14 protein-coding genes are annotated in these 15090 nt (G+C 39.0%); 5 read left to right on the forward strand and 9 right to left on the reverse strand.

The features are described 5' to 3' along the window. Nucleotides 1-75: 75 nt before the first annotated feature. Entirely contained in the window at nt 76-807 is a 732-nt protein-coding gene (locus IGK77_RS00240) for a hypothetical protein (protein ID WP_074801068.1), read from the forward strand. Between the two features lie 115 nt (nt 808-922). Here the strand turns inward: IGK77_RS00240 and IGK77_RS00245 are convergent, their stop codons facing one another. Beyond that, nucleotides 923-1576, reverse strand: a complete 654-nt coding sequence (locus tag IGK77_RS00245) for a hypothetical protein (RefSeq protein WP_074801065.1) — start codon at nt 1574-1576, stop codon at nt 923-925. Between the two features lie 287 nt (nt 1577-1863). Then, nucleotides 1864-2808 carry a helix-turn-helix transcriptional regulator gene (locus IGK77_RS00250; protein WP_074801063.1) on the reverse strand — a complete coding sequence of 315 codons (945 nt, stop codon included), beginning with the start codon at nt 2806-2808 and terminating at the stop codon, nt 1864-1866. Between the two features lie 110 nt (nt 2809-2918). On the opposite strand from IGK77_RS00250, the gene IGK77_RS00255 reads away from it, so the two are divergent. From IGK77_RS00255 to yicI, 4 genes are read left to right on the forward strand one after another with little or no spacing between them, the layout of a single operon-like run. Next, nucleotides 2919-4199, forward strand: a complete 1281-nt coding sequence (locus IGK77_RS00255) for an ABC transporter substrate-binding protein (RefSeq protein ID WP_074801060.1) — start codon at nt 2919-2921, stop codon at nt 4197-4199. A 47-nt stretch (nt 4200-4246) separates the two neighbouring features. Then, a complete protein-coding gene (locus IGK77_RS00260) occupies nt 4247-5113 on the forward strand; it encodes a carbohydrate ABC transporter permease (protein ID WP_074801054.1) in 867 nt (288 codons plus the stop codon). After that, a complete protein-coding gene (locus IGK77_RS00265) occupies nt 5110-5949 on the forward strand; it encodes a carbohydrate ABC transporter permease (protein WP_074801051.1) in 840 nt (279 codons plus the stop codon). Before IGK77_RS00260 ends, IGK77_RS00265 begins: the two co-directional genes overlap by 4 nt. Before the next feature lie 11 nt (nt 5950-5960). Beyond that, nucleotides 5961-8222 (forward strand): alpha-xylosidase, encoded by a 2262-nt coding sequence (gene yicI / locus IGK77_RS00270; protein WP_074801048.1) that lies wholly within the window; start codon nt 5961-5963, stop codon nt 8220-8222. 148 nt (nt 8223-8370) lie between these two features. Here the strand turns inward: yicI and IGK77_RS00275 are convergent, their stop codons facing one another. Genes IGK77_RS00275 through IGK77_RS00305 form a run of 7 tightly spaced genes read right to left on the reverse strand, consistent with a single transcriptional unit; the run spans nt 8371 to nt 14497 of the window. Continuing rightward, nucleotides 8371-8886 (reverse strand): YjbQ family protein, encoded by a 516-nt coding sequence (locus IGK77_RS00275; protein WP_019722787.1) that lies wholly within the window; start codon nt 8884-8886, stop codon nt 8371-8373. After that, nucleotides 8887-9582, reverse strand: a complete 696-nt coding sequence (locus IGK77_RS00280) for a triose-phosphate isomerase (protein ID WP_074801045.1) — start codon at nt 9580-9582, stop codon at nt 8887-8889. It lies immediately after the preceding gene. Nucleotides 9583-9594: 12 nt separating this feature from the next. Beyond that, nucleotides 9595-10428: a class II fructose-bisphosphate aldolase gene (locus IGK77_RS00285; RefSeq protein WP_074801042.1), complete on the reverse strand. Its 834-nt coding sequence runs from the start codon at nt 10426-10428 to the stop codon at nt 9595-9597. 12 nt (nt 10429-10440) lie between these two features. Then, complete coding sequence (locus IGK77_RS00290; RefSeq protein WP_019722790.1) at nt 10441-10725, reverse strand: PTS sugar transporter subunit IIB; 285 nt, start codon at nt 10723-10725, stop codon at nt 10441-10443. A gap of 12 nt (nt 10726-10737) precedes the next feature. Beyond that, complete coding sequence (locus tag IGK77_RS00295; RefSeq protein ID WP_071867754.1) at nt 10738-12084, reverse strand: PTS galactitol transporter subunit IIC; 1347 nt, start codon at nt 12082-12084, stop codon at nt 10738-10740. Nucleotides 12085-12096: 12 nt separating this feature from the next. Next, on the reverse strand, nt 12097-12552 hold the full coding sequence (locus tag IGK77_RS00300; RefSeq protein ID WP_074801040.1) for a PTS sugar transporter subunit IIA: 456 nt from the start codon (nt 12550-12552) through the stop codon (nt 12097-12099). Beyond that, complete coding sequence (locus IGK77_RS00305; protein ID WP_074801037.1) at nt 12542-14497, reverse strand: BglG family transcription antiterminator; 1956 nt, start codon at nt 14495-14497, stop codon at nt 12542-12544. Before IGK77_RS00305 ends, IGK77_RS00300 begins: the two co-directional genes overlap by 11 nt. Between the last annotated feature and the right edge of the window lie 593 nt (nt 14498-15090).

Consider the following 15090-nt stretch of genomic DNA (forward strand, 5'->3'; position numbering starts at 1 on the left):
TCGATTAGTTAAACTGAAAAGTTATTAATAATATGCGTTATAATAATACTGATAAATTAAATAGAGGTGTTCAATATGAAAAAAATAGTACCAATCAGTATCTTATTAATAATTCTTCTCACAGGATGTGGCTCAAAAAATAATGAAACCGTTCAATCCTCCAATGGTCAAATAATTGAAAGTAGTAATAAAAAAGAATCTTCATCTAATACAAGTGAGAATCATTCACAGCAATCAACTGTTCAAAAATCAGAAGAAACAACTTCTACTCTTTCAGAAAGCAAGACAATAGAGTCTACTGTCTCAGAGAGTGAAATAACTGAAAGCGAACATTCAACAACTTTTCCAGAGGATTCAGCAACATCCTCAACAGTACCCTCGGAATCCATAAATGATCCGTTAAGTGTTTACTCAGACGAACAAATTGAATATGCACGCGTCTGGTTAACTACTAATGGTACAGCTTATAAAAATGATTTAGGTAATGCAGGGTTTACATTAAATGTTAACCATTCTCCAGCGGGTACAAAAATCAATCCTTATGACGAAAATAGCATAGTTTATCCTCAAGAGACAGTAACCTTAACCGGAAAATATGGGTATCAAGGTTTAGTTGTTTATTCTAGTAACCATGATGGTTCAATAATGTATTATCCTGTACCAAGTCACTTTCAACAGTCAGATGATCCAGTTACTATGAAGCAGGAAGAACAGAAAATACTCGATAATGCGCAGAGAATAAATATACCTACGGGAAATACAGAAGATATCCAGATCTTGATTAGTGCGATGAACATATTCAACTAAGCAAAAAATAGCCTATATTAACTTTACTGATATATAAACAATAAATAAGTACCATGTTAAGGAACAAGGTACTTATTTATTGTTTGTTAGCTTAAGTGAGATTTTATTCATAATGTCAATGTGTAACTGGAAGTTTAAATTTTATCGAACGAAAATCTTGGCTATTTTGGTTGACTAAATCACGCACGTAATAATATTCAATGTTAATTTCATCAACATTAGTATTCTTCATATCACCGTCTAATAAGAAGTAAGCTTGTACCACACCTGTGCTTCCCAATTTTAAAGGGGCTGTTTCTGGCTGACCGCTGGTTTGGTGTTGTAACGTAGGATAAACATTAATTCCGTCTTCTGTAACTAAATCAAAGTTTCTATAAAATTGTGAACCATCGTTAAAACCATTAATTGAATGGTTTGTCATGCGAATGTCAAGTCTAATGATAGTGTCTGATTTTGGAACTAAGTAGGCTTGTTCCCGAATAACGTCATCTGGTTGGGCACTGGCTTTGATAATTTCGATAGTAACTGCAGGTTCTCCATTTAAGTAGATTGTGGCCGGATCATTTAGTCCGTGAAGTGTTGTCGTATCGTTTGTCGATTCGCTCTCTGAAGTTGAGTTATCAGAGGGTGTTGCGGATGATTTATCTGCTGTAGATACTGTACTAGCGATTACCGAAGAGTTTGTACTTGTGGTACTTGTTGATTTGCAGCTTGTTAATGTAAACAAAAAAAATAAACTAATCATTGCTAAAAAAACCTTATTTTTCATATACTCGTGAACCCCTAAGTGATAAATATAGTTTGAATACATATTATTATAACATCAATAATTTAAAGTAAAGAACAAACTAGGATGCTCACTTCTGGTAATGAAGAGAAAAAAATAAGCATTATCCTAGATTATCTATAAAAGAAATATCGACTAAAAAACTTTCTCCAAGTTTTAAGTCGATATTTCTTTATATTCAGTAACTATCTATGAGAGTTGTCCTAGTCTTTTCCACTATCGCTACTTGATGAGGTGAAAAAGCTACTGGTAATAATCAAGAGATAGGCTCATATATTGGTGAAGGCGCACATTTTTTTCCGATAACCTGTCGGAGTCATTTGCGTTTCGCGTTTAAACAGGCTAGTGAAGTAATTAGGGTCTTCAAAACCGGCTTCCAAGGCAATGTCGATGATTTTCAAATCTGTATGCAGTAACAGGTATTCTGCTTTTTTGATGCGCATTTGATTTAAATACGTGAAAAAAGTCATACGAAAATGTTTTTTAAAAAAACGACAGAAATGCTCTTTGCTATAGCCAATATGACGACTGATTGCTTCAAGAGTGATCGTGTTTTGGTAATTTTCTTCAAGATATAGAATGATTTTTTTACAGCGATACGTGTTGAGTTTGTTTTTACTAGCAACTAACTTTGCAGGATTCACTTGAGTACTGTAGCGCGAAAAATGTTTGATCAGTAAGAACAATTGTGCTTTGATCGTCAGTTCAAAGCGAGATTCTTTCAAGGCAAATGTATCAATGATCGTGATCACCAGTTGTTGGATCTCCGCAATACTTGAGCAATCATTTGTAAAATGGATCGCTACTTGTTCTGGTGAATGGAGCAATGGATCAAGGTAAGTTTGCTGGATATGATCGGAAACGCGACTTTCAATGAATGAAGCATCAAACACGATGGCAAAGAAAGCACAGGCATTCATTTGATGATTGAGTGCTTCATGTAATTGATTCGCAGGAATAAACATAACCTCTCCTTCGTGAACAACGTAAGGTACTCCTTCTATTTTGACTTCCATGAGTCCTTGATAGACATAAAGAATCTCTAGTTCTCGATGCCAATGGGGGTGGATCATATTTTCCAGATGGGCGGGGTGATTCGTATAGTGAACGGCAATTGGAAATAAACTATCCCCATGTTCGGTCATTTCCTTTAGTGTCGTATCAATATCTTGTTGACTGGGATTGGGGGTAAAAATATCGTTTGGTCTAAACATCACATTTCCTCCATTTTGATCAATATTACAAGGTATTTCGATTAAGATAGCGATTACATACCGTTGTAAATATCAATATAATCAATTTGTGAATAAGAGGAGGAATGGTGATGAAGAAACAACGAAGATTTTTGCTACTTGCTTTTGTTATGGTGTTAGGAATTACTGGTTGCGGTACGGCACAAAGCGGGTCTTCAGATGATGGTAGTGTAACATTAGAGATTTTCAATATCAAGACAGAAACAGCCGAGCAAATGGATGCTTTGGTAGAGGATTTTGAAAAAGACCATCCGCAGATCAAGATCAACTTGACGACGGTTGGCGGGGGAACCGATGCGACAGCAGCGTTGCAATCAAAGTTTTCCTCAGGGGATGAACCGGATATCTTTATGTTAGGTGGCTTAGCAGATACGCAGATTTGGCAACATAAACTCTATGATCTTGGGGAAACGACATTAGCAAAACAAGCAATTGAGGGGACATTAGAGGGGGCTACACTCGACGAGACGGTCTATGGGGTACCGATGAATATCGAAGGATATGGCTGGTTGATCAACCAGGATATTTTTAAACAAGCTGGCATCGATAGTGGATCGATCAACTCATTTGAGGCATTTGAAGAAGCCGTTCAATTATTGGATAGTAAAAAAGATGAACTTGGGCTACAAGGCGTATTTGGTTTTAGCGGGGCAGAAACGTGGGTATCCAGTCAATATAGTTCAAATTTTCTTGCTCCGGAGTTTGATAACAGCTTAGAAATGACCTATGAGGCACCGGAATTAAGCGTAGATTATGCCGAGCAAATGAAAAACTACACCGACTTGGTCATTAAGTACAATGCACAACCAATGGAGGCAATGGATTACAGTACATCTGTTGAAGAATTATTTGCCAGTGAAAAGGTGGCTATCATCCATCAAGGAAATTGGATCGTACCGACATTGGATAGCTTAGATGAGACATTCACGAAAGAAAAACTAGGGATTCTTCCTATGCAGATCGAAGCATCGGGAGAAAGCAACATCGTGGCGGGGCCAGCTTGGTATTGGGGGGTCAATAAAGACAAAGACCAAGAAGTCATTGATGCGTCGATCGAATTTTTAACGTGGATGTATACGGATGATCAGGCGATGACAGCAATCATCGATGAGTTTCAATTCATTCCGGCGTATACCAACTTTTCGAGCGAAGCGATCAATGATCCGTTATCTAAGGAAATCTATACGTATTTAAGCGAAGGTAAAACCGTTCCATGGGTCCATAATTCCTATCCAGATGGGTTTGGACAAAATATATTTGGTGTCCAGATCCAAGCGTATGCAGCCGATCGAATCTCTTGGGAGGAATTTATTGATACCTTGCAAACCAATTGGGCACAAGAAAGGAAGTAAGCGGTGAACGGTTGGTTTTTATCTAGTGAGATACAAGGAGGGTTCTCATGTTAACAAATCGCACAAAAGCTTTTTGGTTATTACTTGCACCAGCGTTATTGGCGTTAGCGATCGTTTTGTTCATTCCATTACTGACAGGTAGTTATTATTCACTGACAAACTGGAATGGCAATACAGTAGGTGAATTCGTTGGATTTGAAAACTATCTTCGGGCATTGAATGATCAAGGATTTATCGACAGTTTACTGTTTACCGCAAAATTCTCATTTTTCAGTGTGATTTTGATCAACATCGTGGCTTTAGGTCTAGCGATGTTCGTGACACAAAAATTAGGTAGATGGACGACTTTTTTCCGTACGATCTTTTTCATGCCAAATTTGATTGGAGGGATCATCCTAGGATTTATTTGGCAGTTTATTTTCAATAAAGCATTTGAAAGTCTAGCAACTATGACGGGTATCGATTTTTTTGCCGGTTGGCTGAACACGCCAGAAACGGGGTTTTGGGGGCTCATTATTTTATTTGTTTGGCAAATGAGTGGCTATATGATGCTGATCTATATCTCCTTTCTCAACAATATTCCAGAAGAGATTTTGGAAGCGGCAGATATGGATGGAGCGAATCCTTTGCAAGTCTTTTTCCGTATCAAATTACCCATGTTGATGCCAGCTTTCACCGTCACTTTGTTCTTGACGTTGTCCAACGCATTTAAAATCTATGATCAAAACTTAGCTTTGACACAAGGTGGGCCGTTCAATTCCACACAAATGGTGGCGATGAATATCTACAATGAAGCATTCGGGATGCGAAAAATGGGCTATGCACAGGCTAAAGCGGTGATTTTTCTGGTTATTATCGTGATCATCTCAGTGGTTCAAATCTCGCTGACACGAAAAAAGGAGGTCAGTGCATGAAACAACCAAAAGTAAAACATCCACGACAGTTTAAGAAGCCTGTACTGATTTTTAGCGGATTGGTGCTTGCTAGTCTGTGGTTTTATCCTTTTTTCTTAGTGGTGATCAACTCGTTCAAAACCAAAGCAGAGATATTCCAAAATACACTCACTTTACCAGCTGGGCTAACACTTGATAACTACATCGAGTCGTTCGAACGGTTAGATTTTTTCAAAAGTGCGGTCAATTCGTTACTGATAACGATCGGATCACTAGTGTTGATCGTGTTCGTTTCTTCAATGGCGGCCTACGCGTTATCGAGAAACACGAGTCGCTTAAGTTCATTCCTTTATTTTATTGTAGCAATTGGGTTATTGATTCCTTTTCAAGGAATCATGATCCCCTTGATTTCACTTTTTGGGCAAGTCAGTATGCTGAATCAGCCAGGTTTGATGGTGATGTATCTAGGATTAGCAACAAGTATGTCGACCTTTTTATATTACGGTGCTTTACGAGGGATTCCGAAATCATTAGATGAAGCGGCATTGATCGATGGGGCAAACACCTTCCAAATCTACTGGCAAGTCATTTTTCCTTTGCTGAAGCCTACGACAGTGACAGTGATCGTGTTGAACGCCTTATGGTTTTGGAATGATTATCTGTTGCCTTCATTAAGCATCAACAAAGCAGGGATGTATACGATTCCTTTACGGATGTTTTATTTCTTCGGCGAATTCAATAAGCAATGGCACTTGGCACTGGCTGCGCTAGTGATCGTCGTCTTACCGATTATTATTTTATTTGTTGTCTTGCAAAAACATGTCGTAAAAGGCATTTCAGATGGCGCAGTGAAGTAGGAGGAAAATAAATGAAGTTTACAAACGGTTATTGGTTGGCAAAAGAAGGATTTCATCTTGAACACCCGTACCATGTCTATGAAGCTCAAGTGAATGAGGATAAGTTGACCCTTTTCTTGCCTTATAAACCGATCCAAACACGAGGGGATACGTTAAATCTAGGGATGACGACCTTGTCTTTTGAATCACCAAGAGAAGATATCATCAAAGTACAACTGGTGCATCATGACAAAGCACAAGCAGGTCCACATTTTCAACTAAACAGGCAATCATCTTCTGTCATGATCGATACAGAAAATGAAGAATTTTATACGTTTCAATCAGGAAAATTAGTCGCACGAGTGCCGAAAAACGCCGCATTCCAGATTGATTTTCTCGCGGAAGAAAAACGTTTGACATCTTCTTTACCAAAAGCACAGGCATTGGTAAAAAGTAGTGACGGCCAGTGTTATATGCGGGAACAGTTGGCATTAGATCCGTATGAATATGTCTATGGCTTAGGTGAACGATTCACTCCATTCATCAAAAATGGGCAAATCATTGATTGTTGGAATCAAGATGGCGGCACTGGTAGTGAACAAGCGTATAAAAATATTCCCTTTTATTTAACGAATCAAGGCTATGGTGTCTTTGTCAATCATCCTGAAAATGTCTCGTTTGAAGTCGGTTCGGAGAATGTTTCACGAACGCAATTCAGTGTTACGGGGGAACGATTGGAATACTATGTCATCTATGGACCCGATATGAAAACGATCTTAAGAAAATACACTGATTTAACTGGCAAACCTGCCTTGCCACCTGCATGGTCGTTTGGTTTGTGGTTATCAACTTCCTTTACGACGGACTATCGTGAAGAAACAGTCATGCGATTTATTGAAGAAATGCAGACACGAGAAATTCCGTTTGATGTCTTTCATTTTGATTGTTTTTGGATGAAAGAATTCGAGTGGTGTGGTTTTGAATGGAATCGCGAGCTATTTCCAGATCCGCAACAACTGATTGAAAAAATCCACCAGAAGGGCTTGAAGGTCTGCGTATGGATCAACCCGTATATCGGACAAAAAGCGGCAGCCTTTCAAGAGTGTAAAGAGAAAGGCTATTTCATCAAAGATAAAGGTGGCGAAGTTTGGCAATGGGATCTTTGGCAAGCGGGTCAAGGAATCATTGATTTTACAAATCCAGAAGCACGTCAATGGTATAAAGAAAGACTGAAGGAACTCATAGAAATCGGTGTCGATTCCTTCAAGACGGATTTTGGTGAACGTATACCTACGGATGTGAGTTATTACGATGGTTCTGACCCGCAAAAAATGCACAACTATTATGCGTATCTTTATAACGAAGTCGTCTTTGAATTATTAGCGGAATTACGCCCAGGCGAAGCAGTCGTATTTGCTCGTTCTGCTTCGGTTGGTTCACAAAAATTCCCGGTTCATTGGGGAGGGGACAACTTATCGGAATATCCGTCCATGGCGGAATCATTAAGGGGTGGACTCTCATTTGTATTATCCGGTTTTGGCTTCTGGAGTCATGATATTGGTGGATTTGAAGAGAATGCGACAGCGGATATTTATAAACGTTGGACACAATTCGGATTATTGTCTACTCATAGTCGCTACCACGGCAATATTGAGTATCGAGTGCCATGGAACTTTGGGGAAGAAGCTGTGTTGGTCAGTCAACGATTTTCCAAATTAAAAAATCGCTTGATGCCTTATATCTATGAGCAAGCGGTAGAAACAGCGCAAACGGGCATCCCGATGATGCGTCCAGTGATGCTGGAATTTCCAGAAGACTATACGTCGCATACAATCGACAAACAGTATATGTTCGGTGAACGGTTGTTGATTGCACCGATTTTCAACGAGCAGGGAAAGGTCACTTTTTATTTACCAGAAGGGCGTTGGACGAATTATTTAGATAATCGTGTATATGAAGGACAACAATGGCACACACAGACCTATGATTACTTCCACTTACCCCTCATGGTCCGTCCTAATTCATTGATCATTGAAGGTTCCGTAGATACGACCGCTGCTTACGACTATACAAAAGACTTGACTGTGCACGTTTTTGAGCTGACTGGAAAAGTGACACAACGAGTGGTAGATCAACAGGGGGTTCCGGTTGGTACGATCACTGTTACCCCTGAAGATAATAGCTATCAGGTCAAGATAGAAGGGTTATCACATGTTCAAGTTGTGCTTAGAAATCGGAAAGTACAAGGATGGACGGAACATCCACTAGGCTGTTCCATCTTCGTTGAACACTAGAAGAGTTGTTTGATTTCAGACAAACAAAAAGACGAAACGACACCTTCACATCAACCAATGGGAGTAGGTAGAGTGTGCGTGTTGTTTCGTCTGTTTAGTCTAGCCATCAATGGTGGTTCCGAATGAATGGGAAATCGAAAGAGAGAATTTACTCTCCCATCACCATGACGTGACAGGTTCGATTTCGTACACGGTTTTGGTCAAAGTCAACGAAGTAAATATAGCCAACAGACCCAATCTCTAATTTTCCTTCGCTCAAAATAAAGCTTTCGCTTGCACCGAAAAAGGAAGAGCGGATGTGGGCATCGCCATTTAAAATCGTTGCAGGATCGGTTGGATAGTTAGGATCATCCAGACCCATCAGGAATTCTAAATGCTTCGGTCCTGGATAACGATAATTTGTGTTCTCAGATAGTTCTCTCGGAATGATTTTATCTAAAATACGATTTAGGTCTACTTGTAGAAATTCATCGCCATTAAAATCGGTATCGTGCATGTACTCTTCAAAAATCACTGAGCAAGTCGTATGAGGAGATTGAACGAGACAAATACCATTCGTGATCTGACTTTTCTCAACAATTGCTTTTACTTGTTCAGTAATATTATGATAAGACACACGATTACCGTTTGAAGTCAAAGTTAATTGGTCTTTTGCAAATTTCATCTATTTAAGCTCCTTTTTCAGTTCAGCTACTTTCTGGATCATATTCGTCAATGTTTGAGCAGGGTCGTCAGCTGCTACGATGCCGCTCGTTCCCCCAGTGCCATCTGCGCCAGATAATAACGCCTTTTCTACATCTTCCACAGTAGAGATTCCCGCAGCTTGTAAGATTTGGATAGTTGGATTAATCGCACGAACAGCCTCATTGGTTGCCTTCATATAAGAGATATCGCTTGATTGCCCAGTACCAATCAACTCAGTTGGTTCGCACACCATCACATCAGGATGAAGTGTTGCCACTGCTTGTGCTTCTGCAATGGAATCTGCACAAACGATTGTAAGGATACCTAGCTCATCCGCACGTTTCACAGCTTTTGTCAGTTCGTTCACAGTCATTGGATGTTCCGCATGATTTAAAAATGTAGCGGTAACACCTGCTTCAGCAAGTGCTTCAGGAAGAATATAGCCCATGCCGCGGCCTACTTGAAGTCCGTCTAAATGTTGGACAGTAATGAATAAATGATCGGTTTCGTTTTTGATTCGTGCAGCATCGACATGCTGGACAGTGAATAAAATGTCAATATCGTGTGTACCAGATAGTTCATCTGCTACCTTGGCTAAGGCAAGTGCTTGGTCGCCATATAAATAAGCTTTTGGATTAACAACAAAGAATGGGGTACGTAAGGTTCTTTTTTGCATAATTACACTCCTTTATTCATGAGAAGCTGTGTGGAAGACATTAAAATAATGCTCTAGAGTTTTAGCGATTGCTTCGTTTGCATCATGGATCAAATCAAAGTAATTTTCTGGTTGCTCTTCACGGATCTTATCCATTGCTGCCGTGATAAAGTCGGTGAAGATATTGATTTTACGAATGCCGTTGAGCGCACATTTCTCAAGATTTTCATCGCCAGAAGAAGAACCACCGTGTAATACTAAAGGAATAGCTAGTGCCTCATAAAGCTGCTGTAGAACATCAAAGTTGATTTTAGGTGTACCTGTATAGTGACCGTGGGCGGTACCGATAGATACTGCCAATGAGTCTACGCCAGTTGCTTCTGCAAATTTCACAGCTTCACTAAATTCTGTATAGATGGAGTCACTCTCCTCTGATTCTAAGCTATCTCCAGCGCCGACGTGACCGATCTCTGCCTCAACAACCACACCGAAAGGATGAGCATAATCAGCGATCGCTTTTGATCGGCGAACGTTCTCTTCGAATGAATCTTCTGATGCGTCGATCATGACCGAAGTAAATCCTAGATCGATTGCTTGCTTGATGATTGCTTCGTCTTGACCATGATCTAAATGTAAGGCGACAGGTGAAGTACTTTTTTCTGCTAAGAATTTACCAATCAAAGCGGCTTCTTCTAACGACATCATATTCATATGAGACTGGGCAAACGCCAAGATCAATGGTTTCTTTAATCGTTCAGCTGTTTTTACGTACGTTCTTGCGCTATCTAAATCGAAGAAATTGGCAGCAGGGATCGCGTAATTGTTTTTATCTGCCTGTTCAAATAATTCTTTTGTGGTAACCAGCATGTGGATTCTCCTTTATTCGTTGATTTTCTTCTCGATTTCAGCATACATCGCTTCGGTACCGATACCTGTCAACAAAGGCAGACCCATAATGACACGATCTTTGATTGAATCTGGCACGACTGTCGTACTGACAACAATGTCATATTCATCGATTTTATTCATTTCGTCGGCTACTTTTGATTGATACAACTTTACTTGCTCCGTTAGCCCTTTTTCTTTTAACCATTCTTTTACTTTGTTCGTTACAACGGTAGAAGTTGCAACACCTGTACCACACATAATCAATAATTTTTTCATTCTAGTTTCCTCCTATTCAGCTGTTTTAGCTGCTTGCTTTTTTGGTAAAATTTTGTTGACGTAGATCAATCCGAAAAGAACAACTGCACCGATGATCGCTAAACCACCCCAGCTTAAAACTTTTGTTAGTCCGACATACATCCAAGTGGTCCAAAGACCACCTTCTGCCATCGCAGTAATCGTTGAGTTTCCTTGTAAATCAAAGTTTGCCGAACGAGCAGCTGTTGTGACTAGTGGGGCAACCCAAGATGTGATGTAAAGAATACTTACCATATAGAGTGTTCCAGCGATTACTGTTCGAATAATGTTTCCTGCAAAGACTGCAGCCATCAAACAGATCAAGAATGGAATCGTTGCTAAGTCACCAAAAGGCAAAGTTGTATTGCCGGGTAGGATAACCGCTAATAAGATCGTAATCGGCACGAGTAATAAGGAAGAAGAAAGAACAGCTGGATGACCTACAGATAACGCAGCATCCATTCCGATATAAAGTTCTCTTCCTGGGAAACGTTTTTTGACAAATTCATTGGCAGCTTCTGATATTGGAGTAAGCCCTTCCATTAATAAAGCAACCATTTTAGGCATGATCACCATAACTGCTCCTGTTTGAACCGCCAATTGACCAGTACCTGCAACATCATAGCCAGCTAAAATCCCCATCACCAAACCAATCAGAAAGCCCATTACAGTTGAATCACCAAAAACACCGAATTTCTTTTGAATCGTTTCTGGGTCAGCTTTCCAATCTTTCAATCCTGGGATACGGTCAAAAATCCAGTTCATTGGTAATGCAAAGACAAATCCTGGAGCTGCTGTTCCATGAGGGAACGTAATATTCGGGAATCCATAAAATTTGTTGATAATCGGACCTAAAATATCGCCCATCAAAAGGATCATCATCAAATAAATCACCGTTGCAGCGATTCCCATAGCGAAATCACCGGTCAAAGCAAAAATAAGTGAAGAAATAAATGCAGCATGCCAGATATTCCAGATATCAACATTCAATACTTTCGTCAAGCCGAGTAAAATCAGTACGATATTCAATACCACACCGATTGGAATAGCGAGACTCCCCAAAATCGTTCCATAAGAAATCGCTGCGGCTGCTGGCCAACCGACATCGATCGTGGTCAAGTTTAACCCTAAACGCTCAACCATGTGCTGTGCCGCTGGTCCCAAGCTGTTTCCTAGTAAGTCAATTACTAGATTCAATCCGACAAAACCAACACCAACTGTCAACGCCGAAGTAAATGCTTTTCCTGGTTTTGTTCCTAAAATGATTCCGAAAATAAAGATAAGGATAGGAAGGACAACAATCGAACCTAAATCAACAAACCACTGTAATGCGTCTAACATAAATGTTCCTCCTTAATGTAAGCCATATTTTTTGATAATCGCTAGATATTCTGTTTCTGTAGTGAGTGTTAAGAGTTCCTCTAAAACGCCAGGTTTCTGGAACATCTCAATCAATTGTTGCAACATTTCCAACTGTTCATGAGGTTCTTTCAACGCAAGCATAAACAACAATGAAACATCTATTTCTTTATCATTGGTGCCCATTTCAATAAATGGTAATGGTTTTTTGAGTGACATGAATGCCACTTGTGATTCATTGACATACTGGCTATCTGTATGTGGAATCGCAACGCCTATACCGTTGATGGCTAAACCTGTCGGAAATACTTCCTCACGTCGAATAATATTTTGATAGAAATCATCCGTGACACATTGTTTCTTTCGTAGTTCTTCTGATAGCTTTTGCAACGCTTCTTCTTTCGTTACGAATGATTGATTCAATAACGCAAGTTGATGATCAAAAAACAAGCTCATTCCCTCCTCTTATAAGTCTGTGATAAAGTTCATCTGGTGTTTGACTCGCTACAATCCACTGGATTTCTTCTGAGGAATTGAACAAGTCATAAATTGAAGCGATCAATTCTTTTGCTTCGGTCATATTTTCTTCAGCGATTGCTAATAAAACAATCAATTGGATCTTCGTATCTCCCCAAGCAATCGGTGAAGCAAGTGTGACAAATGCCAATTTTGTTTCTTTCACTGTATGTGGATCAGCATGAGGGATGGCCACCCCGGTTTTTAGTCCTGTACTACCTAATTCTTCTCGATCAAATAAAGAGCGTTTAAAACCGTGGCTAACTAAGTCTTTTTCCAAGTAATCATCGGCTAAAAAAGACAAGATCGCTTCTTTTGTTGAAAAGGGCTTTTGTATATAAATGAAATCTGGATCAAGATATTTTTTTAGTAAAGTGGGCGATTGATATTTTTTTGAATGGAATTTTTTTTCATTTTCATTCAAATTAGAAATTCTTGCTGAGATGTTTGTGATTTCCTCGGTAGTTGGTAAAGCAGACACGTACATAACAGGCGGTTCTACTTCTTCTAAAGGGATTGTTGAAATGATTAGATCAACCATTTCCAAAGAAGTATGAGAGAGTTTGTTTGATTGAATGATTTCTAAAACCGTATTCGCCGAAATGGTCTGCTTGATCCGATTGAAAATCAATTCTGAAGTGGCAAGGCCAGAGCGACAAACGATGAGGATATGATTTGTCATCTTTCGCTTTTCAAAAGCCAGTTGGAAATGAATCGTGAGAAAAGAGACTTCATCCTCTGTTAAAGAACAGCGGAATTCTTTCTCTAACTCGCTAATCGCATACTTGGTCAATGTGAACATCGTCGAATATTGTGTTTTGATACTTTTAAGCAAAGGGTTCTTGATCAACATACCAGTTTTCAGACGATGGATCATGGGTACGATATGTGAGAGCAAGGCTTGTAACAACAGTTCATCTTGTGTCAGATTAATTTTCAATAAAGTCGACATTTTATCAATGATTTGTTTTGTGGAAACTGTGATTACTGAATCAGGCTTATCCGTACTTTGGACATAAGGTTCGATCCCATGCGCAAGTAAAAGCGAACAGATATATTGGATATCTGACTCCTGTAATGAAATAGACAAGGATTCATTGACCATTTCGGCAAATGAACGGGCAATCATATACAGTTTCATTCGTTTCAATTCATCAAAGACTAGCTGTTCTTGCTTTTCGATGTGATGATCTAAAAGAAGCCTAGATAAAAAAATCTGTAAGGATAAAGATAATGATTCTACAAAATAGTTATTAATTTGCCGTCCAATTTGCTGGATCATCCCATAAATAAACTGTTCTGTCAGGTCAATAATTCGCTCATCAAACAGCGAAGGAATAGAAGTATGTTGACTTCCTTCAGTTTCCATATATGGTTCTAAGAATGATTTGAAAACATTTTGTTGAACAGACTCATCTGCGATCAATTGCAATCCATGTGACGTTACTTTTCCTGTGATCTGTTTCGATTGGCAAAATCTTACGATGTCATCTACATCATTTTTGATCGATTGCTGGCTCACAAAAAAGTATTCAGCAAACTCATGATAACGTATGGTTTTTTCTGAAAAAAAATAGTTCCCAAATATGAATAAGCGACGGTATTCTGGCGAGTACTCATCAAGACTGAGTTGCTCATATACCAACAAAGAACGTGCATTTTGTTTCGCTGATTCAGTACCTTCTAAGCGAATACCCTTGCGAGGTAGCTTAGTGATCACGGCACCAGTTTCTTTTATTTTTTCTTCCAAACTTGTTAAGTCGTTGTAAACTGTCTTAGGAGAGACATACAACTGTTTTTGGAAAAATGCTGCTGGTTGATATTTTTGTTGGTCTAAAAGTAGACGTAGCAACAGCTTTTCCCTTTTGCTTAAACTCATCAAACCCACCTCCGGAAGCGCTTCCTTAATTCTATCTTAATGAAATTTTGTTATGTAGTAAATGATAATTAATTACCACATTAATGTGGTAGTCCTTGGTATAACAATGTTTTTTCGATTTCAACGGACAGTTTATGAGTGGGACAAGGTAATGATAAAAGGGAGGAGTGAGTAAAAGAGAAGGTATTGTTTCAATATTGATTTTTAGTTGTCATTGTTTGGCTTAAATAAATGCTAATAGAATCCAAGTGTATGAAAAACGAAGGCTTTAGAATGAAAAAGAGAATCGGCAAAGTGAGAAAATCAGTACTAATTTTTACTAAGAGAATTTGGACAAATCGATGTACTTATTCAAGTGGATTTTATTTTGAGCGTTCTGATTTCATACCTAAAGCTATGCGAGCGGAGCTAGAAAACATAAAGAGGAGATAGCTATTATTTTAGAGAGTGATTATCCGTACAGAAGTAGTGGTCTTTTTATGAATGATAAAGAAATCAGCGTAGAGTTGCTAAAAGAGACAATTATCAGTGTCAAACTTTGGGAAGAATCAATGTAACAGTTGGAATCAAAGAGATATTTAATAGAATTGGTA

Origin of the sequence: Enterococcus sp. DIV0806c, assembly GCF_051710905.1 — a bacterium.
Taxonomy (GTDB): domain Bacteria; phylum Bacillota; class Bacilli; order Lactobacillales; family Enterococcaceae; genus Enterococcus_B; species Enterococcus_B mundtii.